This is a genomic window from Enterococcus sp. 7E2_DIV0204 (assembly GCF_002140855.1).
GTDB classification, from domain to species: domain Bacteria; phylum Bacillota; class Bacilli; order Lactobacillales; family Enterococcaceae; genus Enterococcus_L; species Enterococcus_L lemimoniae.
In genome coordinates, this window is sequence record NZ_NGKY01000001.1 from 1,679,627 (window position 1) to 1,704,250 (window position 24,624).

At 37.1% G+C, this 24,624-nt stretch carries 19 protein-coding genes; 14 read left to right on the forward strand and 5 right to left on the reverse strand.

The features are described from left to right. Positions 1-296: 296 nt before the first annotated feature. Both A5819_RS07825 and A5819_RS07830 read left to right on the forward strand, forming a co-directional pair. Positions 297-1,517 carry a hypothetical protein gene (locus tag A5819_RS07825; RefSeq protein WP_086282419.1) on the forward strand — a complete coding sequence of 407 codons (1,221 nt, stop codon included), beginning with the start codon at positions 297-299 and terminating at the stop codon, positions 1,515-1,517. A 366-nt stretch (positions 1,518-1,883) separates the two neighbouring features. After that, complete coding sequence (locus A5819_RS07830) at positions 1,884-2,501, forward strand: hypothetical protein (protein ID WP_254907245.1); 618 nt, start codon at positions 1,884-1,886, stop codon at positions 2,499-2,501. 203 nt (positions 2,502-2,704) lie between these two features. On the opposite strand, the gene guaA is transcribed toward A5819_RS07830, so the two are convergent. Both guaA and coaA read right to left on the reverse strand, forming a co-directional pair. Continuing rightward, the gene (gene guaA / locus A5819_RS07835) at positions 2,705-4,261 is read right to left on the reverse strand and encodes a glutamine-hydrolyzing GMP synthase (RefSeq protein WP_086278152.1); all 1,557 of its coding nucleotides are present in this window, start codon (positions 4,259-4,261) and stop codon (positions 2,705-2,707) included. Between the two features lie 335 nt (positions 4,262-4,596). Further along, positions 4,597-5,520, reverse strand: coding sequence for a type I pantothenate kinase (gene coaA / locus A5819_RS07840; protein ID WP_086279667.1), 924 nt, complete (start codon positions 5,518-5,520; stop codon positions 4,597-4,599). A gap of 158 nt (positions 5,521-5,678) precedes the next feature. Between coaA and A5819_RS07845 the strand changes: the two genes are divergently transcribed. Together A5819_RS07845 and A5819_RS07850 are read left to right on the forward strand one after the other, a co-directional pair. After that, positions 5,679-6,269 (forward strand): GDSL-type esterase/lipase family protein, encoded by a 591-nt coding sequence (locus tag A5819_RS07845; RefSeq protein ID WP_086278156.1) that lies wholly within the window; start codon positions 5,679-5,681, stop codon positions 6,267-6,269. 10 nt (positions 6,270-6,279) lie between these two features. Further along, positions 6,280-6,885 carry a class I SAM-dependent methyltransferase gene (locus A5819_RS07850; RefSeq protein WP_086278158.1) on the forward strand — a complete coding sequence of 202 codons (606 nt, stop codon included), beginning with the start codon at positions 6,280-6,282 and terminating at the stop codon, positions 6,883-6,885. A 67-nt stretch (positions 6,886-6,952) separates the two neighbouring features. Here the strand turns inward: A5819_RS07850 and A5819_RS07855 are convergent, their stop codons facing one another. After that, positions 6,953-7,288, reverse strand: coding sequence for a RidA family protein (locus A5819_RS07855; RefSeq protein WP_086278160.1), 336 nt, complete (start codon positions 7,286-7,288; stop codon positions 6,953-6,955). 259 nt (positions 7,289-7,547) lie between these two features. Here A5819_RS07855 and A5819_RS07860 point away from each other — a divergent pair, with 259 nt between their 5' ends. The 6 genes from A5819_RS07860 to A5819_RS07885 all read left to right on the forward strand — a co-directional run bounded on the left by A5819_RS07860 (position 7,548) and on the right by A5819_RS07885 (position 14,920). Next, the gene (locus A5819_RS07860; RefSeq protein ID WP_254907304.1) at positions 7,548-8,429 is read left to right on the forward strand and encodes a sugar ABC transporter permease; all 882 of its coding nucleotides are present in this window, start codon (positions 7,548-7,550) and stop codon (positions 8,427-8,429) included. 15 nt (positions 8,430-8,444) lie between these two features. Continuing rightward, positions 8,445-9,365: a carbohydrate ABC transporter permease gene (locus A5819_RS07865; protein WP_086278164.1), complete on the forward strand. Its 921-nt coding sequence runs from the start codon at positions 8,445-8,447 to the stop codon at positions 9,363-9,365. A 27-nt stretch (positions 9,366-9,392) separates the two neighbouring features. Then, entirely contained in the window at positions 9,393-10,859 is a 1,467-nt protein-coding gene (locus tag A5819_RS07870) for an ABC transporter substrate-binding protein (RefSeq protein WP_086278166.1), read from the forward strand. 178 nt (positions 10,860-11,037) lie between these two features. Continuing rightward, a complete protein-coding gene (locus A5819_RS07875; protein ID WP_086278168.1) occupies positions 11,038-11,652 on the forward strand; it encodes a YesL family protein in 615 nt (204 codons plus the stop codon). Beyond that, positions 11,645-13,411: a sensor histidine kinase gene (locus A5819_RS07880; RefSeq protein WP_086278170.1), complete on the forward strand. Its 1,767-nt coding sequence runs from the start codon at positions 11,645-11,647 to the stop codon at positions 13,409-13,411. Before A5819_RS07875 ends, A5819_RS07880 begins: the two co-directional genes overlap by 8 nt. Positions 13,412-13,423: 12 nt before the next feature. Then, positions 13,424-14,920 (forward strand): response regulator transcription factor, encoded by a 1,497-nt coding sequence (locus A5819_RS07885; RefSeq protein WP_086278172.1) that lies wholly within the window; start codon positions 13,424-13,426, stop codon positions 14,918-14,920. A gap of 47 nt (positions 14,921-14,967) precedes the next feature. Here A5819_RS07885 and A5819_RS07890 read toward each other — a convergent pair whose 3' ends face one another. Next, positions 14,968-17,109 carry a GH92 family glycosyl hydrolase gene (locus A5819_RS07890; protein ID WP_086278175.1) on the reverse strand — a complete coding sequence of 714 codons (2,142 nt, stop codon included), beginning with the start codon at positions 17,107-17,109 and terminating at the stop codon, positions 14,968-14,970. Between the two features lie 4 nt (positions 17,110-17,113). Then, positions 17,114-18,148 carry a substrate-binding domain-containing protein gene (locus A5819_RS07895; protein WP_086278177.1) on the reverse strand — a complete coding sequence of 345 codons (1,035 nt, stop codon included), beginning with the start codon at positions 18,146-18,148 and terminating at the stop codon, positions 17,114-17,116. Between the two features lie 160 nt (positions 18,149-18,308). On the opposite strand from A5819_RS07895, the gene A5819_RS07900 reads away from it, so the two are divergent. Genes A5819_RS07900 through A5819_RS07915 form a run of 4 tightly spaced genes read left to right on the forward strand, consistent with a single transcriptional unit; the run spans position 18,309 to position 24,490 of the window. Next, positions 18,309-19,598 (forward strand): glycoside hydrolase family 125 protein, encoded by a 1,290-nt coding sequence (locus A5819_RS07900; protein ID WP_086278180.1) that lies wholly within the window; start codon positions 18,309-18,311, stop codon positions 19,596-19,598. Between the two features lie 22 nt (positions 19,599-19,620). After that, complete coding sequence (locus tag A5819_RS07905) at positions 19,621-22,311, forward strand: alpha-mannosidase (RefSeq protein ID WP_086278182.1); 2,691 nt, start codon at positions 19,621-19,623, stop codon at positions 22,309-22,311. An 18-nt stretch (positions 22,312-22,329) separates the two neighbouring features. Next, the gene (locus tag A5819_RS07910) at positions 22,330-23,193 is read left to right on the forward strand and encodes an ROK family protein (RefSeq protein ID WP_086278184.1); all 864 of its coding nucleotides are present in this window, start codon (positions 22,330-22,332) and stop codon (positions 23,191-23,193) included. A 1-nt stretch (position 23,194) separates the two neighbouring features. Continuing rightward, positions 23,195-24,490: a family 20 glycosylhydrolase gene (locus A5819_RS07915; protein ID WP_086278186.1), complete on the forward strand. Its 1,296-nt coding sequence runs from the start codon at positions 23,195-23,197 to the stop codon at positions 24,488-24,490. Positions 24,491-24,624: the final 134 nt, after the last annotated feature.

The window sequence follows — 24,624 nt, forward strand, 5'->3', positions numbered from 1 at the left end:
AAAAGTATTTCTATTTTTTAGTTTTACTAGCAATACTTTGTATAGTTTATCCGTTACTATTAATTTATTCCCTCAACAATTTTAAACTGTAATAGATAAACAATCGTATGAACTTATAGTTACGTTCATACGATTGTTTTTTGTAAAATTAATATAGTTTATTCAATTGCTGTCTCTTATACACATCTAGATGTGTATAAGAGACAGACTTATAGATAAATCAATTGGTAAGAATATGTACTTAGTACTTAGTAGCAAATTTTTATTGACTGAAAAGAGAGGAAGATTAATTCTTCGTGAACAACATAATACTGCATTCATCAAAACAATTTTCTTTTACATCAAAAGAATTGAAAGGTAAACTAGAAAAAAAGAGAGAAAGGCATCAAACTGCTACTACGTATTCTAATACAGAAGCTTCATTATTATGGATTATACGTGGAGGTATTGACTATTTCGATAAGTTAAATAATGATTTTTTAGGAGCAGGAAATGCATCAGGTATTCCGAATATAGAAGCAGATCACTTTGCAAATAATATCTATCGATTAATCAATGCTATAGATTATTTTGGGGAATTATGGAAGCTAAAAATTGAAAAAACTGACGAGTTAAAACTATTGTTAGATATTCGTACATTAATTGTTCATTCTGGGCAACAATTGACTAAGCTGGAATCATTAGAATTAGAAGGGTATAAAGATAGTCAATTAGGGCGCATATTTAGTCATAAAGAGCACGACCCATTCCATTTTTTTAATGAGTTTTCTAATATGGATTACTGTATTCAAACATGGAACGATAAACATGATAAAACGAAAAAGTACAATGCATCAAAAGTTGATCATCATATAGAGAACGAAAGCTATTGTGATGTAGAGATTTATTTGAAGACGGCAGATGTAAGAGATGTCATATTGTGTCATGTTGAAAAGTTTCTTGAATGTGAAGGTGAATTAAGAATCAATGCGGAGTCAAAAGAGCTGCCTGATATAAAAAGTAAAGTTATAAATGAAGAAGCAGATAGTATTGATTTTGACAAAATTGCTGATTTAGTATCAAAAAATTTAAGAGGTGGATATATTAAGGAGAATGGGATGGAACATTGGGGTGGATTTGGTTTAAAAAGACTTTATGAGTACTCTCAAAGACGTTTGGATATCTCAGATGAAGTGCGAGGAATTATCAAAGGAAAAATAAATATAAGAATGTCGAAATATTGGGATGATTATCAAAATAAGGATTTAACAGATGATGAGTTGTCTGATTTAGATATTAGAACGTTGTTTTCAGAGTTCACACCAAAAATTGAAATGGATGGGGGAAAATTATTCTACCGTATTGCTCCATTTTTCAACACAAAAAATCAACATGATGCAACTGATATAGATTATTTAGCTCAATTCATTAATGAGGTGGAGAAGGCTTTAGGAAAGAAATTACTTCTAGAGCAGTCGGTTGATAGCTTAGTGTGCGAATATTTTGCTCAATCAATCCAAGTAAAAATTGACAGTTAGAAATTCAGTAGAAAAAGCATTTTCTTTTAATGGAATTTGGTGATGGAGGTATAAATTCATAGCAAGAAATGGGCTGGAGATTATATTCCATCATTAGAGTTAAGAACAATAGAACATGGAACAGGTGCAGAAATAGATGTTTTAGTAATCCATAAATCTTCAAGAGTCCCATTTTATATTAAAGAAAAATATCAAAGTGTACAACCTAATCAAATTTATGTTCGAAAAGGTGCAAAAAATACTTCGATTAATAAACAAGCTGAAATTCAAGATATTGAAAAATTATGGGAATTTAGGTTTGGGCTAGTTCCTTATCCGAAAGAAAGAGTACTAAATTATATAAAGGATATTGACTCGTGGATAAAAATGAAAAGTAGTTATGAAGGAATGTCATGGTATTATGAAAAATCCCCTGAATATACACTTGAATTTTTCGATGATCCTGAGAACGAGGACTTAAGAACCCCCCCTTTCGCTTTGATGCAGACTAATGCAAGAAGTTCATGGCATATTTTGAGGGTGAAGTATCATCAAACGATACTCTTAGAATTTTCAGCACATTATATTGATGAAACTCGAGGTATAGCAGTACATCCTAAAAGTGCGTTTCTCAAGTTATTTGCCAGTTATCCAAAAAGTGAATATGTAAATTCATACTATTATTATTTTGAAGATTCACCAGAAATAAATTTAATGTGGCTATTAAAATCATTGAATAATCATGATAATGGTGCTTGGTCTAAACATTTAAGTATGATCCCTAATTTTGAAAATTCACAACAGAAAGAATCTGTTGAAAAATTAATCAATAATGGTATCGAAGAGCATCAAAAATTGGTTTTTGAAAGTAAAGAAAAATGCTATGTTGGTTATAACAACAATCTTTCTGGTGAAGACCAAGAATATGCTCGAATCGATATGGCAACAACCTTGATGGTTAAAGCAGTCTTAAATGAATATAAAATTGAACAATTCTATCAATAAATGAAAACCATGTATTTATGAAGTATGCTATCTATAATATTCCTCATTTAAAAAATAGAATCACAAAAAATTCCCTGCTAAGTATTATCTTAGCAGGGTTTTATTTTGGTAGGGAACCATATCATTTTTAATGAAAATCAAGCATTTCATAAGTTGAAAAATGTTGATTTATCGGCATTCCCCATTCATATTATGTTGGCTCTTTATTCCCACTCCACAGTAGCAGGTGGTTTACTCGTAATATCATAAACAATCCGATTCACATGATCCACTTCATTCACGATCCTCACAGAAATCTTCTGCAAAACATCCCAAGGAATTCTCGCAAAGTCCGCCGTCATTCCATCAATCGAAGTCACTGCACGAATACCCACAGTATAATCATACGTACGGCCATCACCCATCACACCCACACTACGGATGCCAGGTAACACAGTAAAGTACTGCCAAATATCACGATCTAAACCAGCATTGGCAATTTCTTCACGTAAAATCGCATCAGAATCACGCACGATTTCTAATTTTTCTTCAGTAATTTCACCAAGTACACGAATTCCTAAACCAGGACCAGGGAATGGTTGGCGCCAAACAAGTGCTTCCGGCATGCCTAATTCGATTCCTAATGCACGAACTTCATCTTTAAATAACGTATTCAACGGTTCGATCAATTCAAATTGCATATCTTCCGGCAATCCGCCCACGTTATGGTGAGATTTGATCGTTTGTGCTGTTTCAGTTCCGCTTTCTACGATATCTGTATAAAGGGTACCTTGTGCTAGGAAGTCAATGCCATCAAGTTTTGTCGCTTCATCATCGAAAAGATAAACGAATTCATTCCCAATGATTTTACGTTTTTTCTCTGGATCAGAAACACCAGCTAATTTATCTAAGAAACGTTCTTTTGCATCTACTTTAATAATGTTTAAGCCGAATTTTCCGCCTAAACTATCCATTACTTGTTCTGCTTCACCTTTGCGCAATAAACCATGATCTACAAAGATACACGTCAATTGATCGCCTATGGCTTTTTGTAAAAGCACCCCAACAACGCTTGAATCCACGCCGCCTGAAAGGCCAAGAAGAACTTTTTTATCACCGACTTGTTCGCGGATTTTGTTGATTTCCATTTCGATGAAGTTGCCCATTGTCCAGTCGCCTTCGCAATGACAAATATCAAAAGTAAAGTGACGTAATAAGTCGTTACCATATTCAGAATGACGTACTTCTGGATGGAATTGCACACCGTAAAGGTTGCGGTCTGTATTTTGAACTGCTGCAAACGGACAATCTGAACTAGTTGCAACTGTTTCAAAGCTGTCAGGAATAGCGGCAACTAAGTCGCCATGACTCATCCAAGCGATTTGCTTTTCAGGTGTTCCTTTAAAAATAGGTGAATCAGGAATCAAAAGTGATAGCTCTGACTTGCCGTATTCACGGTTGCCGGCAGGTTCAACTTTTCCGCCTAGGTTATGCATCATCAACTGCATACCATAACAAATTCCTAGAATCGGAATCCCTAATTCATAAATTTCAGGATCGATTTGGAAGGCATTTTCATCATATACACTGTTGGGTCCGCCAGAGAAAACAATCCCTTTAGGAGCCATTTCGCGAATTTCATCCGCTGTGATTCGGTGGCTCAATAATTCTGAGAACACGCCAAATTCACGAATACGTCGAGTAATCAATTGGTTATATTGACTACCAAAGTCTAAAACAATAATTTTTTCGACAGTTGTCAAATCGGCAACATTGGTCACATTTATTACCCCTATCCATTTAGATTTATCTAATAAGAGGTTGTAAAAAAAGCGTTTAGGTTCGAGCAATTGGACTAAATCATGTAGAATCCTTTTTTTGGATTGTATATGATTTAGGAAATTGCCGAGAAACCTGCTTTTTTTACACCGTTTATGGAGAATTTTCCCTTAGGAAAATTCTGACCCCTTTAGAATCAAATTAAGTGTTGTTTTGTGATCTAGCTTCACGAACTAGTGCTTCGGAAAAAAGATGGAAAAGGCTAGTGACAAAAAGCGTCACAATCATTTTTCCCTATTTTTCTGTCAGCACTGAACGAGTTCACTCAGTTTTTCTTTTAATACTTCCGCATAAATATCTCATCAATAATATGATTTTCAGTCTTATGAAGTATAATATCCGCTCTGCCTCGAGTTGGCAAGATATATTCCTCTAAGTTTTTCAAATTCACCGTTTTCCAAACTTCTTTTGCCATCGCAAAGGCATCGTCACGATTGCCGATCGCATATTGATAATAGTAATTATCTGGATCAAGAAAAGCTGTATCAAGTAAGGCGCCAAAACGTTCAAGGTACCATTTTTCGATTAGCTTCGGTTCAGCATCTACAAAGACCGAAAAGTCAAAGAAGTCGCTGACGTAAATTTGCTGATTCGCTGGCAATTGCAGTGTGTTGATTCCTTCAACGATCAGAATATCTGGTTGTTGGATCACTTCATATTCGCCTTCGATAATATCATAGACACTATGAGAATAAAGTGGTGCTTTGATTTCATCTTGGCTATTTTTGACTTGATTTAAAAAGTCGATCAACTTTTCCATGTCATAGCTTTCTGGAAAACCTTTCCGATCCATAATGCCCTTTTCTTCCAATACTTTGTTCGGATACAAAAAGCCGTCCGTCGTAATCAGTTGGACATTGCGGCGTTTAAAGGTTCTGGATAAAATCAGCTGCAACAAGCGAGCGGTGGTACTTTTTCCAACAGCCACACTACCAGCGATCCCGATGATAAAAGGCGGAACAGGCACATATTCATGCAAAAACAGCCCTTTGCTAACAGTTAAAGACTCAAATTCTTTCATATATAAATGAATCAGGTGGGTCAGTGGCACGTAAATGTCCTGCACATCCTGCAATGAAATTTGATCATTGAAGCCTTTAATATCTTCTAATTCTTCTTCTGTCAGCGGCGCTTTGCCGTTATGATAGAAGCCCTGCCATTCCTTTCGTGAAATGGGGTAATAATTCATTTTATCGTCCATCGGTTCCTCCACCAAAGCCAACATTTATTTCTGCTCCTATTTTAACACAATTTAGCTAGACCTAACACCAATTACTGAAATAATTCTTTACCTCGGCAAAACAGTCTTTTCAATGGTATGATAAATAAAGAAAACAAGTCGAGAAAGGAAAATACCTAATGAAAAAAATCGTTTTATTTGGAGATAGTATCACAGCAGGATACGGCGAAGAAGCCATCACGCCGATTTTACAAAATCTAATCACAGAAGATCTAGCGGCTCAACATTATGAAGAAGTGATGATTGTAAATGCTGGGATGCCGGGAGATACCACGCAAGACGCAATGAAACGTTTAGAAAAAGAAGTCTTAGCGGAACAAGCTGACATCGTAACAATTTTCTTCGGTGCCAATGACACGAATAGCGACAATTTAGTTCCTTTAGAAAAATACGCAGAAAATATCGAAACAATGATCACTGAAATCAGCAAGGAGAAAGTCATTCTACTCACACCACCGTATGTAGATTGCGCTAGAAAACCAACGCGGGATGATGATCGGATTCGTGACTATGTAGAACGAGTAAAAGTAATCGGTGCTAAATATGAAATTCCTGTCATTGATTTATACAAAGCAATGGTCGTTTACCCTGGCACAGATGAATTTTTACAAGCAGATGGACTACATTTTTCCAAAACGGGTTATGACTTACTCGCTGCCTTGATTGTTCGGGAAATAAAAGGTAGACTGATGACAAAAGAAAATAGTTAGGAAGAAGAAAATGAATAATCATTATTATACAGAAAACCCAGACTTAGCTCATGATTTAGAGCAGTGGTCATTTGAATTAAAAGGAAAGAAGTTTCAGTTTTTAACCGATAGTGGGGTATTTTCTCGTAATACGGTGGACTTTGGTTCCCGTGTATTGATCGATGCGTTTGAGTGGGAAGATCTTCCAGAAGGGATGTTGCTGGATGTCGGCTGCGGTTATGGCCCGATTGGTTTAACATTGGCTTCATTTAGTGGCAGAACGGTAGAAATGATCGATGTCAATCAGCGAGCAGTCGCTTTAGCGCAAGAAAATGCGAAGAAAAATCATGTTGAAAATGTCGATATCCACACATCAAATATCTACGCTGATACACATGAACAGCAATATGCTGCAATTATTAGCAACCCGCCGATCCGAGCTGGGAAAAAAGTAGTGCATGAAATTTTGAGTGAGGCCCATCCTAGACTAGTTGTCGGTGGAACGTTGACTGTCGTGATTCAAAAGAAACAAGGTGCGCCAAGTGCTGAGAAAAAAATGGCGGAAGTCTTTGGCAATGTAGAAATCGTGACAAAAGACAAAGGTTACTATATTTTGAAAAGCGTAAAAGAAGCATAATTATAATAGGAATAAATGAGACACTCGTAAGCAGCTAAGCTTTTACGGGTGTCTCGTTTTTGATTTGCTAAAAAGCAGCGATCCCATCAATTTCTACTTTAAAAGCTGGATCGATCAATCCAGCAACAACAACCAATGTAGAGGTTGGTTTCGACTCCCCTACAAATTCAGCTAATTTACTTCTGAAACCCGGCAGATAAGAAACATCAGTAATATAGATCGTGATCTTAACTAAGTCATCAACAGTTAAATGATGTTCGTGTAAGACAGATGAGATTTTTTCTAGTACAACCTCTGTTTGTGCTTCAATACTTTGAGGTGTTATTCCGTCTTTACTTGGTGTTTGACCGGAAATATATAGGGACTTGTTGCTAGCGATTTTTGTGTTTTGATAAATTTGCATATTGTTTCCTCCATTCAAGTCGATAAGCTAATTGTATCATAGTCGAGTGGCTACATTAGAGAAGGCGGTTATCAAGTTTATTTTTTGGAACATCTATATTTTCTATAAGAATATCTATATTTTGTTTATTTTTATTTCTTTTTGAAAGCGCTACAATTCTATTGTAGACAATTTGATGAAAGGAGTTGAGTAAGTGAAGAAGAAGTCAAAGAGTGCGCTGTTTTTTAACAATGTTTGGCGGTATAAAGCGTTGATCTTGATGGCGATCCCAGCGATGCTATGGATGATTTTTTTCTTTTATATTCCAGTGTTGACCAATGTGGTGGCGTTTAAAGACTTTCATATTTCACCAGACGGGTTTATTGCTAGCTTAAAGGAGAGTCCTTGGGTTGGCTTAGAGAATTTTAAGTTTTTGTTTTCTTCTAATGATGCGTTTCTGATTACGAAAAATACAGTGTTGTATAACGTGACCTTTATTGTTTTGAACCTTGTCATTTCTGTATTTTTTGCAATCGTGATGAGTGAACTGCGGAATAAGCGTTTGGTAAAAGTCTACCAAACGATGTCTCTGTTACCTTATTTCTTATCTTGGGTAATCATTGGGTATTTTGTTTATGCCTTTTTAAGCCCAGATAAAGGGATCTTTAATCAATGGATTTCAAGTCGTGGAGGCACGCCGATCAATTGGTATAGTGAACCGAAATTTTGGCCGTTTATCTTAGTCTTTATCGGAACGTGGAAAGGAATCGGCTATAATAGTATTATTTATTTTGCTTCTGTCATGGGAATCGATCCAACGTATTATGAGGCCGCAATGGTTGATGGCGCCAGCAAATGGCAACAAATCAAGAATGTTACGATTCCGCAATTATTACCTTTGATGACGATCATGACGATTTTAGCAGTGGGGAATATTTTTAGAGCGGACTTTGGTTTGTTCTATAATGTGCCGCGTAATTCTGGCTCGTTGTACCAAGTTACGTCAGTTTTAGATACGTATATCTTTAATGGTTTGACTGCGACAGGGGATATCGGGATGACGGCAGCAGCTGGATTGTATCAGTCAACAGTCGGATTTGTTCTGTTGATGGTGACAAATGGGATCGTTCGTCGCTTTGACAATGATTCGGCATTATTCTAAAGAGGAGTGAAAACATTGAGGAAAAAGCCAGTTTCAAAAGTAGAAATTCGTTCGTTTAATAAACCAGTCAATTTATTTTTTAATGTGCTGATCGCTGTTTTTGCTCTATCTTGTGTGTTGCCGTTTTTATTTGTTGTGGCGATCTCACTTAGTAATGAAACCGCATTAGCTGCTCATGGATATAGTTTTTGGCCTAAGGAGTTTAGTATCTTTGGCTACACCTATCTATTTGATCAAATGCAGGATAAAATTTTTCAAGCGTTGTTTGTGACGGTTTTGGTTACGTTGGTCGGCACGCTGATCAATAGTACAGCGACATCCTTATATGCCTATGTGATTTCTAGATCTAATTTTCCGTTTCGTCGGTTTTTCACGGTTTTTTGTTTGATCACGATGTTATTTTCTCCAGGGATGGTCGCAAACTACTTAGTGATGACGAATTTACTTCAATTAAAAGATACGATTTGGGCGTTGATTTTGCCAATGGCAGTCAGTCCGTTTAATATTATTGTGATGCGGACATTTTTCAAACGCTCAGTGTCTGAGTCGATCATCGAGTCGGCACGGATTGATGGGGCTTCAGAGATGCGGATTTTTATTCAAATCGTATTACCGCTCGCGGTGCCTGGTATCGCAACAATCAGTTTGTTTGCAGCTTTAGGGTATTGGAATGACTGGTTTAACGCACTCTTATACATTCAAAAAGATAGTTTAGTTCCATTGCAATATTTATTGATGAAGATTCAAAATAATATTCAATATCTGACACAAAATGCTGGCGCCAGCAGTCAATTATCTGGTGGGATGGCAGCAATACCAGGAGAATCTGCTCGAATGGCGATCGTGGTTATTTCAACCTTACCGATTGCGATCAGCTATCCGTTTTTCCAAAAATATTTTGTTAAAGGGTTAACGATTGGTGGAGTTAAGGAATAATCTATAGAAAATGGAGATGAACAGAAAATGAAGACGTGGAAAAAAGTAGTCGGTTTAAGTACAGCAGTTGTTCTTTTAGGTGTGTTGACAGCATGTGGCGGAGGCAGTAAAGAAAAGACTGCTGGCAGTAGTAAAAAAGCAGATGAAGATACGTTATTGATGTATCAAATCGGTGATAAGCCTGAGAATTATGATGCGTTGATGGAAGTTGCCAATAAGAGAATCGAAGAGAAAACAGGGGCTAAACTAAATATCCAATATATTGGATGGGGCGATTACGAGAAAAAAATGAGCGTTATTGTTTCATCAGGTGAAAATTATGATATCGCTTTTGCGGATAACTATGTACCAAATGCTCAAAAAGGTGCCTATGCTGATTTAACTGAACTAGCACCAAAGTTTGCTAAGGATGCCTATGATCAATTAGATGAAGCGTATATTAAAGGGAACTTAGTTGACGGAAAACTATATGCCTTTCCAGTCAATGGTAATGTCTATTCGCAACAAGTATTGACATTTAACAAACAATATTTAGATAAATACAATCTATCGATTGATGACATTAAAACCTATAAAGATGCGGAAAGTGTCTTAAAAACCTTCCATGAAAAAGAACCGAATATTGCGGCATTTGCTATTGGTCAAGGGTTTAAAGCACAAGGGGATTTTGATTTCCCAATTGGAAACGGCTATCCATTTGCTGTTGATTTAAATGGGGACACTAAAAAAATCATCAACCAATACGAAAACAAAGACTTTATGGATGTCTTAAAAACAATGCATAAGTGGTATCAAGCGGGCTACATCCCATCAGATGCAGCAACAAGCAACACGGAGTTTCCATTAGAAGGAAATACTTGGTTCATTCGTCAAGAAACACAAGGACCTTACGATTATGGTGATACGATTTTAAGTAATGCGGCAGGCCAAGAATTAGTGTCTAAAGCATTTACTACAGCCTTGAAATCAAGTGATCAAGCAAGAATGGCTAACTTTGTAGTCTCAAATACGTCTAAAAACAAAGAAAAAGCAGTGGAAGTTTTAGGTCAGATCAATAGTGATCCAGAATTATTAAATGGTTTAGTTTGGGGAATCGAAGGCGAAGCGTGGGAAAAAATTCCTGATAAAGATGGAAAAATCAAACTGTTGGATGGCTATAAACCAAACATGCACTTACCAGCATGGAATACTGGTAACAACAAAATCTTATATACACAAGATACGATCACTGAAGATATGATCAAAGAGCGTGATGAATCGATCGCTAAAGCAGAAACATCACCAATCTTAGGCTTTAACTTTGTAACGTCGAATGTGAAAACAGAAATGAGTAACATTGCCAACGTGATGAGTCAATATTTAGATGGTTTAAACACAGGAACCGTAGATCCAGAAGAGACAGTGCCTAAATTAAAAGAAGCACTTGATAATGCTGGTTATGACAAAGTCTTAACTGAAATGCAAAAACAATACGATGAATTTTTGAAAAAATAAATCAGATATAGACCTTGGGACCAAGTGAATCGATACTACATCGTTTTTGCTTGGTTCTTTTATAAAAAAATAATATTCTGACTAAACTGCGTAGTTATATTATAAGCAGCAGTTTTTTATTTGGTATATCAGCCATAGTTATTTATTATACTAATTAGAGAGAGAAAGGAAGAGTTAGATGGTTGGAAAAGCGTTAGAAACGTTATTCATTAAAGTTTGGGTCATCGTAAAATTGAATCTATTCTTTTGGCTGTTCAGCTGTTGCGGTTTGATTGTCGCAGGCGTGGGTCCAGCCTTGAAAACAGTCAATGAATTATTTATCAGTCACGAATTCAATTATAAAGAAATCACTTTGAAGGACGGCTGGAACACTTTTAAAAAGAACTTTGTAAGAGGAAATCTGCTTTTTTATGGATTGGGCTTGTTATTAAGTATATTGGCGTACAATTTATTTTTATCTGTACAAATTCAGGGAATTGCTTTTTTAATGATCGATTTTCTGTTAGTTTTTGCAATGATTTATGGGATCGTTACGTATCAATACACATTGTTATTAGATAGCTATTATGAAATCGGTTTAAAAAATTTGTTGAAACTGGCGTTTATTTCGACATTATCTAATTTTACGAATTTATTGAAAATAGCGATTGGCGTAAGTTTGATTGTATTTATTACGTGGAAATTCAAAGGATTGATTCTATTCGGCACGGTTTCTATGATCCAAATATGGAGCTTTACAGCGACAAAATCATGGCGGCAAACGATCGATCAACGATTGGAACTTCATGCGTAAAAAGAAACCCTCTTCCTTTAATGATAAAACATTACTAAACCGATTACTGAAAAATTATGCGTTGATTTTGGTTACACTGATCTTGATTGGCATGGTCAGTATTGGAATGAATACCTATTGGCAATCGATGGGAAGAGGGGAAATCACGGCGCAAGAAGCAGTCGATACGATTGCTCGCTCGATCAATGATAAAAATATTCAAGGGAAGACAATGTTAAACGGGTTGACTGATAATCAAGAGAAGATCAACAATTTGAATCGTTATATGGACGAGCCAATTTCTAATTATTTGAATTATTCTTACGATCAACAATTAGCAACGGGCAACTATTTATTTTTACCAGGTCAAGTGAAAAATTTTTACACGATGTATGACAATATAGAATCGATCATTATGGTGTTGAATAATTACAATGATTACTATCTTTCTACCGCAGATTATAAGAGTGGTAAAAAAATCAGTGGAACCCCTCGCTTAAATAACAAATTTTATTTAGCCTATCCTATTACAAATCCAGTAACGCTAGAAGTTCTAGGTAGTTTTTATGTCGAATTTTCTCAAAAAGATATTATTGATAGTTTAACTCACTTAACGACGTTTGATGGCTTGTCAGCCTATGTTTTTTCAAGTACGGGCTACCAATTATTAACTTATACAGAAAAAAGTAACACCTTAGACCAGCAGTTGATCCAACAAAAAATGAAAGAAACTTCACTATTACCGATTCAAACGTTGGCCCAAACTAATCTGTTGGAACATCTGCAAACAACGAGCGGTTTTGATATTTTGGTAACTGTATCTAAGCAGCAGATCCTCACACATGTCTTTTTTGATTTGCGCATTCTAATGATAGGCGGCTTAGGCTTGATTTTGTTATTGCTGTATTTGTTGTATCGAACCTTTACGAAGTATTCACAGCAAGTTGATATTATTATGGACTCAATGGCACTTGTCACTAAAGGCGATCTAAATACACGAATCAATGAACAGGAGACGCAGTTTGAACTGAGAGAGCTCTCAAAGGGGATCAATACGATGTTGGATAATATTGAGCAATATATCGCCGACATTTATAAATTAGAGATCAAACAGCAAGATGCTCATATGCGAGCGCTACAATCTCAAATCAGCCCACATTTTTTATACAACACCTTAGAGTATATTCGTATGTATGCATTAAGTGAAGGCAGTGAAGAATTAGCGGATGTAGTCTATGCTTTTTCAACATTATTGCGTAATAATACGGATCAAGCTAAAACGACGACTCTGGAAAAAGAGCTAAGTTTCTGTGAGAAATATGTATATCTGTATCAAATGAGATATCCAGACCGAATCGCTTATCATTTTGAAATCGATGACGCATTGAAGAAATTGGTTTTACCTAAATTTTCCATACAACCATTGATTGAAAATTATTTTGTTCATGGTATCGATTTTTCGCGAAATGACAATGCAATCAGTGTTAAAGCACATTTAAGTAATGATCAAGTGAAGATTTTGATTCGTGATAACGGGAAGGGGATTTCACCTCAAAAACTAGCTTTGATTGAAACGAAATTGCAAAGTGAACAAATCGAATTACATGGTTCGATCGGGTTACAAAATGTGAATGAACGCCTGCGTGCTTATTTTGACCCAAGTTTTTTGATGACAATTAGGCCAAATGAAACCAAAGGAATCGCTATTGAACTTTCATTTGACGATTCCTTTTCTAAAATCGAAATCAGGTATAACAATAGTCAGACTAGTTCACAATAAAGGAGCGAGATAATGAAGTATAATGTTTTGCTAGTTGATGATGAATATATGATCGTTAATGGGTTGAAAAAAATTATTTCATGGGAAGAGGAAGGTTTTACCATCAAAGGGACAGCTCGAAATGCTAAAGAAGCATTGACCTTGATGGAGCTGGAATCGATTGATCTTGTGATAACGGACATTACGATGCCGGAAATGACAGGACTAGAGTTTATTGAAGCTGCTCAAAAAGAAGCGAGGCAGTTTGAATTTATGATTCTTTCTGGTTACCAGAAATTTGATTTTTTAAAGGGCGGATTACAGCTTGGGGCTATTAATTATTTGATGAAACCAGTAGATAAACTAGAGCTTTTAAAAAGTGTCCGGAAAGCAAAAAAACGTTTAGACAATCGGAATCAACAAGAAACTAGGAATGGTTTATACAGCGAAATTTTATTGTCACAATGGGTAAATGGTGAAATTGATAAAGATAACTTTGAAGAACTTGATCAGCTAGTCAACACTGCGGAAAAATCGGATTGGACGGTCTTACTAGTAGAAGTCACACGCGAGAAAAAAGCGCAAGTCGTAAAATGGCTGGAAGAACAGCAACAATCCTTATTTTTTTCACGAAATTTAGGTGATAAAAGTTTGCTTGTACATATCTTTAAAGGTGGTAAGTATCACTTGAATCAACTTCTAGCAGCAAATCCGCTGCAAATCGAAGAAGATGACAGCTGGCTGATCAGTGTAGGGGAAACGGTCAGTGATTGGGAAGATGTCCCGGATAGTTATGAAAAGGCAAATCAAACATTGCAGCGTTACAAATTTTATGAAGCAGGCGGTAAAAACTTACTCTATTCGGTTTTTTCAGATGACTTTGATCTTTCGGCAGATATTATTAACTTTAATAAAACATTGATGGTGGGGGATTTCACTACGATCGAGACAACGATCGCTGAAATTTTTTCTAAAACTCAAAAAATCGGTGCACGGCCAGAAGATGTCCGACACATTACATTTATGCTATTCATGGATATTTATCGGCGTTTCAATCATTTGGATGAAGGGGAATATCAACAGATACTGGATGATATTAATCACTCCTCAAATGTGGATAAACTACGTGAAATCCTATCGAATACAGTCAAACAAATCACCCGGGAAAAGATCGCCTACGATTATTCTGAAAATGTCCAAAATGTGATCGATAAAATCCGTTCAGACTATACAAGTGAATTGACGTTGAAATGCGTAGCGCAATCTTTGCATCTTAATGTGATGTATTTAGGGCAACTATTTAAGAAAGAAACAAAAAAGAGCTTTTCTCAATATTTGAATCAATACCGTATGAAAAAAGCCCAAAATTTATTGTTATACACAGATGATAATGTGAATGAAATTGCTGATAAAATTGGCTTTAATAATAGCACGTACTTCTCGCAGATCTTCAAAAAGATGAACGATTTGACACCTAAAGAGTTTCGAGAAAAATATAAGCATCATTACGATTCAGTAGGAGAAGAATGAAAAAGCGGACTGGCTGTTTTGTTGCGGCCAATCCGCTTTTTTAGTGATCAAATACTAAATGGAAGCTGGTCAGCTTCATAATTTTTCGGTCTAGGTACAATTCCCAACGTAAAGTCGATCAGTCCACCTTCCATCAATGATTTGTGATCAAAAACTAAACGCTTATGAAGAGCACCGTTATAGCGAATCTGGTCGACAAATTGCTGTTGCTCATGGTTTGGACTGGCCGTAACGGTCAATGTTTCACCATTCGACAAATGAATAATGGCTTTATCGAATAGCGGCATTCCAATCACATATTCTCCAGAACCAGGACAAACAGGATAAAACCCTAATGAACTAAAAATATACCAACTGGCCATACTGCCATTATCTTCATCGCCAGGGAACCCAGTTTGGCTATCATTGAATTCTTGGATCATTAATTGTTTTAACAAGGGTTGAGCAAATTCCGGTTTGCCAAGATAACTAAACAGATAAGGCAAATGGAAACTTGGTTGATTTGAAATCGCCAGTTGCCCAAATTCAGTAGCAGCCATTTCACTCATTTCATGAATTTCAAATCCATACCCTTCTACATTGAATGTGGGCGGTTGATTACAAAGACTGATCAATTTTTTTTGAAATTTTTCTGGCCCACCAAAAGCTTTGATCAACCCTTTAAAATCATGATAAACAGCAAAGCTACTTTGCCAAGCACTACCTTCGGCATAATCGCCACCCCAGCGATGACTGTTAAAGGGTTCTTTAAAGGCACCATCCATCAGTTTAGCACGCATGAAACCTGTGTTAGGGTCGAAAATAGTTAGATAGTTTTTAGCTTGTTGCGCATAATGTTCTGTTATACTCGTTTCGTTCAATGTCTTAGCGACTTGACTGATACAAAAATCACTGTAGCAATAATCTAAGGTATGATTGACAGACTCATGATAAGTAGCAGGGACGTAGCCGTATCTCAAATAATCATTCGTTCCTTGTCTACCATAATTAGAATTCTCACTTTGGATCGTTGCGCCTTTAATCATGGCGCCTAAGAACTCTGGCATCAAATCAGGACGAATTTTTTTAACTGCGGCATCAGCAATCACTGCATCGATCAGTGTCCCAGGCATCAGGCCTCGTTCATCAGGCGAAAGCCATTTAGGCAAATAACCACTTTCTCGATAACTATTTAAAAAACCTTCTAGCATTTCAGCATATTTGTCCTGTGCAATCAAGGAGTACAAAGGATAAACGGTTTTATAAGTATCCCAAAAACCATTATTTGTATAGAGAAATCCCGGTTTTACTTCTTTTGCTAAGGTATCATAATGGATAATTTGGTTATAAGAATCTTTTTCATAAAATGTTTGCGGAAATAAAAACGAACGATATAGATTATGGTAAAAAGTTGAACGACGTTGTTGGTTTTTATCCTGAATGTCGATTTTATTTAGGTAGTGTGCCCATTGATCTTCTGATTGTGTAAGGTAATCTTCCGGCTGCCAATCTAATTCACGAGATAAATTTAACTTGGCTTGCTCTAAACTGATAAAAGAAGTACCAAACTGAATCATTTGTTCCTGAATATCACCAAATGAAAAAGCAAGACACTCATTTTCCCCATTCTTTTCAAAAGGTTCTTCAAAAGTGAAGGGTTGTTTAAAACGCATCGTGAAAAAGAAAGAAAAGTCTTTGTCCTCACAGCCTGCATAGTTTATGATCGTGCCGGAGACGGAATGATCGTTTTCAACTATAAGCTGATATTTTCCTGGTAACGAAAGCAAAAAACGGGCATCTGCTTGAGTATACTTTGTTGTTAAAACACCGCCATACATACTTGGAATCAAACGGGAAGTTGATTGATAACGTTGTGCCGTGATTTCTAAGTGACTTGGATTAAAAACGCTTTCATCTGATCGGTAAGAAGACTGTGCATGAAAAACAGTTGCTTCTTTTAGTGTGCCGTTAAAGGGCTGCATCACTAAATAACTAAAGTCGCCCATCCAAGGGCTTGGTTGATGAGTCAAACGGAAGCCCTGAAAAACTCGGTCGCGAGGATTGAACCACCAGCTGCCGTTATCTCCGTTCGTTTGCGGAGCAAAATAGTTCATGCCAAATGGCACACCTGTATAAGGTAAACAATTTCCATTTGAAAAAGAATGTTGGTTATCAGTACCATGTCTAGTGTCGATTAGTGTTGGTTTCACTTAATTAATTCTCCTTTGTTGAGTGTCGAATGATTTGTTTTACAGGGATTTGTTGATCTGTTGGGATCACAAGGTTTTCGATCCATTCAATCAGCATCGTACCAGCAAGCTTACCCATACCTTTGAAATCTTGGGCAATTGTTGTAAGTGTTGGATCGATTAGTGAAGCTGCTTGGATATTATCAAATCCAATTACGGATAACTGATTTGGTATATCAATCGTTGCACGTTTCGCTTGATTTATTAACGAAATCGCCACTAGATCATTTTCGCAGACGATGCCTGTAATCTCATTTTCTTTGAGATAAGCAATCACATCTGCATTTAAAAAAGCTTGTTTATCCGTTAATGCTGTATGAAAAGATAAGTGCTGTTCTTTTGTGGCATGGATGTAGCCTAAATAGCGTTGTCGTACAGATTGCGGCAAGGTTGGTTCGCCAAAAATATAAGCGATTCGCTGATGACCTTGGGCAGCCAAATAATTGGTTGCCATAGCTCCACCTGAAAAGTTATCTGACTGAACTGTTGGATAAGGTAAGTCATGGATTTTTTTATCTAAAATAATGACTGGAAATTGCTGAATGGACAGTTCAAATAGTGTATCTAAAAAGTCTTCAGTATTGTGTGCATAGTAGATCATGCCATCAAAGTCTTCAATGATATCAGCTGCTTGTTTATTGATCAAAAACGCTGCAGAAGACATGATGACCTCGTAATGATGTTCACTTGTCACGGGTGCTAGCCCTTCATTAAAATTTCCAAGAGAAAGGTCATTTACAAAGGGGATCAAAAATAAGATACGAGAAACTTTTTTCTTTCTAGGTTTACGTTTTTGTACATAGCTGCCTTTACCTTGGATTCGATAAATCAACCCTTGGTTTTCCAATTCTGTCAAAGCACGTTTCGAGGTGATGCGGCTGACATTGTAGGTTTGAGAGAGTTCCTTTTCGGTCGGTAGTTGTGCATTTTCTGCTAACTGACCTGTTTCGATTGCATGTAATAAATCATCGGTAATTTTTTTATATAGTGGTTTGGACATTAGAATTCTCCTAAATGCGAAATGATATATCATTAATGCTAGTTTACCACAGAAGGAAAAAGAGTTCAATTTTAAAATGTTACTAAAAATAGTAGACAAAACGCTTTTATTAGCATATACTTTCGTTGTGAAATGATATATCAACTATTAGGAGGCAACTATGACTTATACTAAAATACCTACTTCTGTCCAAACGTTTATGGATAAAATCACGCAATTGTGTGGGGAAGAACATGCTGGCTGGGCGGAGAATTTTAACGCAGCTTTTGCCAATACCCTAACAACGACTGTCAAAAAGCAAACAGATGGCACCACATTTTTACTGACGGGCGATATTCCTGCCATGTGGTTGAGAGATTCGACCGCACAAGTTCGTCCATATTTAGTGATTGCAAAAGAAGATGAAGAACTTAGGAACATGATTTGCGGGTTGGTTCAACGCCAATTTTTTTATATCACGATGGATCCTTATGCCAATGCCTTTAATGAAACACCGAATAGCGCAGGACATCAAACGGATCACACAACAATGACTCCGTGGATCTGGGAGCGGAAATATGAAATCGATTCATTGTGTTATCCTGTTCAGCTAGCATATTTACTATTTAAAAACACTGGTTGCCAAAAACAGTTTGATGAACATTTTGTTACAGGTGTCAAAAAAATACTAGCCGTTTTTACAACAGAACAGGAACATCAACTTTCTCCCTATACATTTGAACGAGATACAACACGTTTAGAAGATACACTTCCAAATAATGGTCGCGGTAGTGAGGTTGGAAAAACGGGCATGACTTGGTCTGGTTTTCGTCCCAGTGATGATGCCTGTCGGTACGGTTATTTAGTTCCGTCGAATATGTTTGCAGTAGTCGTTTTAGGCTATATCGAAGAGATTTTCAGTGAGGTGCTTTCTGATCCAGAATTAGTCAAACAGGCCTCAGCCCTTAGAAAAGAAATCGATGTGGGCATTCAAAGCTACGGAAAAACGGCTAATCAAGATGGCGAATCTGTCTATGCATATGAAGTAGATGGCTTAGGAAATAGTAGTATTATGGACGACAGCAATATTCCTAATTTACTTTCAGCACCATATCTTGGTTATACAGCAGCCGATGATGGAACGTACCAAGCGACGCGTAAAACTATTTTAAGTAAAGAAAATCCTTATTTTTACGAAGGAAAATACGCTAAAGGGATTGGTAGCTCTCATACCCCAGAAAATTATATTTGGCCGATTGCTCTGGCGATGGAAGGGATGACTACGGAGGATAAAACAGAAAAAGAACGAATTTTGAATTCTTTGGTTGCAAACGATGGCGGAACCCATTTAATGCATGAAGGATTTGATGCCGATGATCCGTCAAAATACACACGCGAGTGGTTTTCTTGGGCAAACATGATGTTTTGCGAGTTGGTTATGGATTACTTTGATATCCGTGTAGAACGATAAAAAGGAAATGGAGTGTAAAATCATGAAGAAAAAAGTTTATATCATCTCGCATTCTCATTGGGATCGTGAATGGTACATGCCTTATGAACAACACCATATGCGTTTGGTTGAATTATTGGATGATGTATTAGAATTAGCTGAAACGGATCCGGATTTTAATAGTTTTCATTTAGACGGACAAACGATTATTTTAGATGATTACTTGCAAGTTAGACCAGAAAAAAAATCAGCTGTCCAAAAAGCGATCACGGATGGGAAATTACGGATTGGTCCGTTTTATATCTTGCAGGATGATTTTTTGATCAGTTCTGAATCCAATGTCCGTAACATGCTAATTGGCAAAAAAGACAGCGAAAAATGGGGACCAGCAGTTAAACTAGGCTATTTCCCTGATACGTTTGGAAACATGGGTCAAACACCGCAAATAATGCAACAAGCAGGGCTGGATGCAGCGGCTTTTGGTCGTGGAGTAAAACCAGTTGGCTTTAACAACGAAGTGCTTGAGGATGAAAATTATACTTCTCAGTATTCAGAAATGTGGTGGCAAGGACCAGACGGTAGTATCGTGTTAGGCTTACTGTTTGCGAATTGGTACAGTAATGGCAATGAGATACCCGCTGAAAAAGAAGCAGCACTGGCCTTTTGGACGCAAAAATTAGCGGAAGCTGAAAAATTTGCCTCGACTGATCACTTACTGATGATGAATGGTGTAGATCATCAGCCTGTTCAAAAAGATGTGACAAAGGCGATTGCGTTAGCGAATGAGCTGTTTCCAGAATATGAATTTATTCATTCAAACTTTGATGAGTATTTACAACAGATGCGTCAGGATTTACCCGAAAAAGTTGGGACGGTTCATGGAGAACTGACTAGCCAAGAAACAGATGGTTGGTTTACATTAGCAAATACGGCTTCTGCAAGAGTTTATTTAAAACAATGGAATACCAAAGTAGAACGACAATTAGAAAATGTAACAGAACCTTTAGCTGCTATGGCCTATGAGTTGACACAAAATTATCCTCATGATCAGCTAGAATACGCTTGGAAATTACTATTACAAAATCATCCTCACGATAGTATTTGTGGTTGTTCGGTAGATGAAGTGCATCGGGAAATGATGCCGAGATTTGAAAAAGCCAATGAAGTTGGAAAATTTATAGCTGAAGAGGCGTTGACACATTTAGTTAAAGCCGTTGATACAGAAGTGTTTGCTGAAACCAGTCATCCATTTGTCGTGTTTAATACGTCTGGCTATGAAAAATCGGACATTGTAAAAGTCAAAGTGGAAATCGAGCGAAAAATGTTCAAAGAGGGAATTCCCCATGAATTGTGGAAAAGTCTTGCTGAAAGCGATACGCCAATGTTTGAAGTGGTTGATATACAAGGAGAAATTATTCCAGTTGTGATCTCGCAACCAGAAGTGAGCTTTGGTTATGATTTACCAAAAGACCGTTTTAGAGTTCCTTATATGGCTAAATATGTCGAAATCGAGCTACCGATCACAAAAATGCCAGCTTTTTCTTGGAATACTTTTGCGCTTCAGGAAATGACAACACAAGTCAAAGAAGTTGGATCGATGATTAAGAAGCTAGAAAATCTTCAACTAGAAAATAGCTGTTTGACTGTAACGATTAATCAAGATGGTACATTGGACGTGTTAGACAAAGCAACAGGTAAAAACTATAGCAAGTTATTGACGATTGAGAATGTCGGTGATATTGGGAATGAGTATATTTTTAAACAACCAGAAGGAACGGGTCCAATTTTATCTAGTGGATGCCCCGCTGAGGTTTCGGTTATAAAAGATGAATCCTTCATGCCTCAAATCAAGATCTGCCAACGTATGATGATTCCGCAATCAGCAGACGAGCTATTAGAAAAAGAACAAACAGCTGTTGTTGATTTTCGTTACCGAAAAGCAGGACGCTCAGCCGTTTTAAAAGAGTTAACGATCGAAACTATAGTGACGATGGAAAAAGATTCTGCCCATTTGCGTTTTGAAACAACAGTGGATAATCAAATGAAAGACCACCGTCTACGGATGTTGTTTCCGACAGATATCAAAACGGAGACCCATGAAGCGGATAGCATATATGAAGTCGTGACGCGACCAAATAAAGTGAGCAAAAGTTGGGAGAACCCAACTAATCCTCAACACCAGCATGCTTTCGTCAATCTTCATGATGAACTATCTGGAGTGACTGTTTCTAATTTTGGATTGAATGAATATGAAATTTTACCTGAAGCGAATACGATTGCCTTAACGCTTATACGCGCTGTTGGAGAAATGGGTGATTGGGGCTACTTCCCGACACCAGAAGCACAGTGTTTAGGTCTGCATACATTTGAATACGGTATTGATTTTCATGGAGCAAAAGCGCAAAGATATGCAACGTATCAACGAGCTTATGCAGCTCAAATTCCTTTTAGTGTGAAACAAACCACTAAACATTCAGGTGAGCTAAAAGCCAAAGATACTTATTTAACGGTTAAAGGCACGACATTTGCTGTAACAGCAGTGAAGAATAGTGAAGACAATCAAATGCTAGTTGTTAGAGGATTCAATATGAGCGGGAAAACGGCTGAAGTGAGCATCAATAAAACAGGTAGTGATGCACCAATCGTATTGAATTTGCTAGAAGAAAAACAAAATGGACCTGTAGCACAGGAGTTAAAGGCTTATGAAATACGTACGATAGGTTTTGACCGATAAGAAGGAGAAGTGATTGAAATGGCGTATTATGGATCGATCGAAGCGGGCGGTACAAAATTTGTTTGTGCGGTAGCAGATGAGGAACTAAAAATCATTGAGCGAATCAGTCTGCCAACAACACTACCAGAAGCAACCTTAGAACAAGTTTTTGCCTTTTTTGATTCCTACGACTTAACAGCTTTAGGTGTAGGCTCGTTTGGACCAATTGATGTCAACCGTAAATCAAGCACGTATGGCTATATTACTTCAACACCGAAACCCGGTTGGCGAAATGTCGATCTTTTAGGGGCATTAAAGGCACGTTACGATATTCCGATTGCTTGGACTACGGATGTTAATGCGGCAGCTTATGGTGAAATGCATATAGGCGCTGGTAAAGACACTCAAAGTTGTATCTATTTAACCGTCGGTACAGGTGTCGGTGGTGGTGCTGTGGTCAATGGAGTCGTCTTGCAAGGATTTAGTCATCCTGAGATGGGGCATATTTCAGTTCAACGTTACCCAAATGATACGTTAGAAAGTACCTGTCCATACCATGATAATTGCTTAGAAGGGCTTGCTGCAGGTCCTGCTTTAGAAAAAAGAACAGGGATCAAAGGGCAATTATTAGCATCTGATCATGACGTTTGGGCGATTGTAGCATTCTACTTAGCTCAAGCATTGATGAACTATACATTGGTCCTTTCGCCAGAAAAAATTATTTTAGGTGGAGGCGTAATGAAACAAGCGCAACTCTTTCCGATGATTCGTGAGTCCTTGAAGCAACAGCTAGGAGACTATGTAGCGTTATCTCCGCTAGAAGACTATATTGTTGGGTGTGATTTAGAAGAAAATAGTGGAACGATGGGCTGCTTATTATTGGCCAAAGAACAGTGTGCATGATATGAACAGAAGCGAAAATTTAATCTGGTTTGATAGACAAGAAATTTACGTGTTTTTTGACAACGCTTTTGTTGGAGGAAAAGAAAGAGTAGCTTATCTATACGAGAAGTTCCTGGCTAAACAAATTAATTTTGTCGAGGCACCTGAACAAGCAGCAGTTGTTGTGAACTATTCGGCAGAATTAAAAGATAGCTTTGTGATCAAAATAGCTGAGACAATTGTAGTTTCAGCTAATAATCCATTGCTGGCTTTTCGTGGCATGATGTATTTAGCGCAGCAAGTAAAAGCAGGTGTTAAACTTAAATCAGGAAAATTTCATGATTGTTTACCTGAACGAATCATCATGTTGGATATTGGTAGAAAGTATTTTTCAGTTGCAGGGGTGCGCCAGCTTTTAGAGCACATGGCGTTACATGGTTTTAATTTCATACAGCTACATTTTTCCGAAAATACAGGATTTCGGATCGAATCAGAAAAATATCCTCAACTTGTTTCAGAAAAATTTCTGACAAAAGCTGAAATAAAAGAATTGATTCATTATGCTGCCTATTTATCAATCGAGATTATTCCGGATATTGATACACCTGGGCATATGGAGCATTTGTTGAAAGGTCATCCAGAGTGGCAATTAACGAGAGCTGAACCACAAAAGAAAATGAGTAAAGTTCCTTCTGCGCTAGATATTACAAATGAAGAAGCAGTAGCATTTGCGCTTTCTTTGTACGATGAATATATGACACTTTTTGCTGATAGTTGTTACTTTCATATTGGGGCGGATGAATTTATTGATTTTGATCAAATGGAACAATATCCAACCTTGGCTGATTCAGGGATCACAAAAGTTGAAGCATACGTCAACACTGTTGCAACATTTGTTAAAGCACGCGGCTTTATCCCAAGAGTCTGGAACGATGCATTCTTTAGAAATAGCCAAACATCCTCGTTGACTAAAGACGTCGAAATTACTTATTGGACAAAGTGGCAAAAAGAAATGGCTCCACTGCAAACTTTTTTAGATGAAGGATATTCAGTGGTTAATTTCAATGATAATTATCTCTATTATGTACTAGGTGAAAATGCTGGTTATACTTATCCGACGGCAGCAAAAATAAAGCAACAATGGCAGCCAAACTTGTTCTCTTCAGAACAACTGGTTCCGTTGGGAAATCAAAAACAAGTCAAAGGTGCCGCTCTAGCAGTTTGGTGTGATAAACCTAGAGCACAAACTGAAAAAGAAGTCATCATAGCACTGACCAAGCTAATGGAAGGATTTTCTTTTCATTTTCATAAAAACTAAATAGAAAGACAGCTGTAATAAAATGTGTAAAGCAGACTATTTCAGCTGTTTTTTTTCCGTTTCACAAAGAAAACCTATACTTTTTGATATAAATGCTATAGTTTCTCTATTTATAAGTTATAAAGAAAGCGTTA

Excerpts from the sequence above, each read along its gene's own strand:
- A5819_RS07870 (WP_086278166.1), top strand. The coding sequence starts at position 9,393 with ATGAAGACGTGGAAAAAAGTAGTCGGTTTAAGTACAGCAGTTGTTCTT.
- A5819_RS07900 (WP_086278180.1), top strand. The coding sequence starts at position 18,309 with ATGACTTATACTAAAATACCTACTTCTGTCCAAACGTTTATGGATAAA.
- A5819_RS07880 (WP_086278170.1), top strand. The coding sequence starts at position 11,645 with ATGCGTAAAAAGAAACCCTCTTCCTTTAATGATAAAACATTACTAAAC.
- A5819_RS07860 (WP_254907304.1), top strand. The coding sequence starts at position 7,548 with ATGGCGATCCCAGCGATGCTATGGATGATTTTTTTCTTTTATATTCCA.
- A5819_RS07855 (WP_086278160.1), bottom strand. The coding sequence starts at position 7,288 with ATGCAAATTTATCAAAACACAAAAATCGCTAGCAACAAGTCCCTATAT.
- A5819_RS07905 (WP_086278182.1), top strand. The coding sequence starts at position 19,621 with ATGAAGAAAAAAGTTTATATCATCTCGCATTCTCATTGGGATCGTGAA.
- coaA (WP_086279667.1), bottom strand. The coding sequence starts at position 5,520 with ATGGACGATAAAATGAATTATTACCCCATTTCACGAAAGGAATGGCAG.
- A5819_RS07850 (WP_086278158.1), top strand. The coding sequence starts at position 6,280 with ATGAATAATCATTATTATACAGAAAACCCAGACTTAGCTCATGATTTA.
- A5819_RS07885 (WP_086278172.1), top strand. The coding sequence starts at position 13,424 with ATGAAGTATAATGTTTTGCTAGTTGATGATGAATATATGATCGTTAAT.
- A5819_RS07830 (WP_254907245.1), top strand. The coding sequence starts at position 1,884 with ATGAAAAGTAGTTATGAAGGAATGTCATGGTATTATGAAAAATCCCCT.
- A5819_RS07845 (WP_086278156.1), top strand. The coding sequence starts at position 5,679 with ATGAAAAAAATCGTTTTATTTGGAGATAGTATCACAGCAGGATACGGC.
- A5819_RS07875 (WP_086278168.1), top strand. The coding sequence starts at position 11,038 with ATGGTTGGAAAAGCGTTAGAAACGTTATTCATTAAAGTTTGGGTCATC.
- A5819_RS07895 (WP_086278177.1), bottom strand. The coding sequence starts at position 18,148 with ATGTCCAAACCACTATATAAAAAAATTACCGATGATTTATTACATGCA.
- A5819_RS07915 (WP_086278186.1), top strand. The coding sequence starts at position 23,195 with ATGAACAGAAGCGAAAATTTAATCTGGTTTGATAGACAAGAAATTTAC.
- A5819_RS07910 (WP_086278184.1), top strand. The coding sequence starts at position 22,330 with ATGGCGTATTATGGATCGATCGAAGCGGGCGGTACAAAATTTGTTTGT.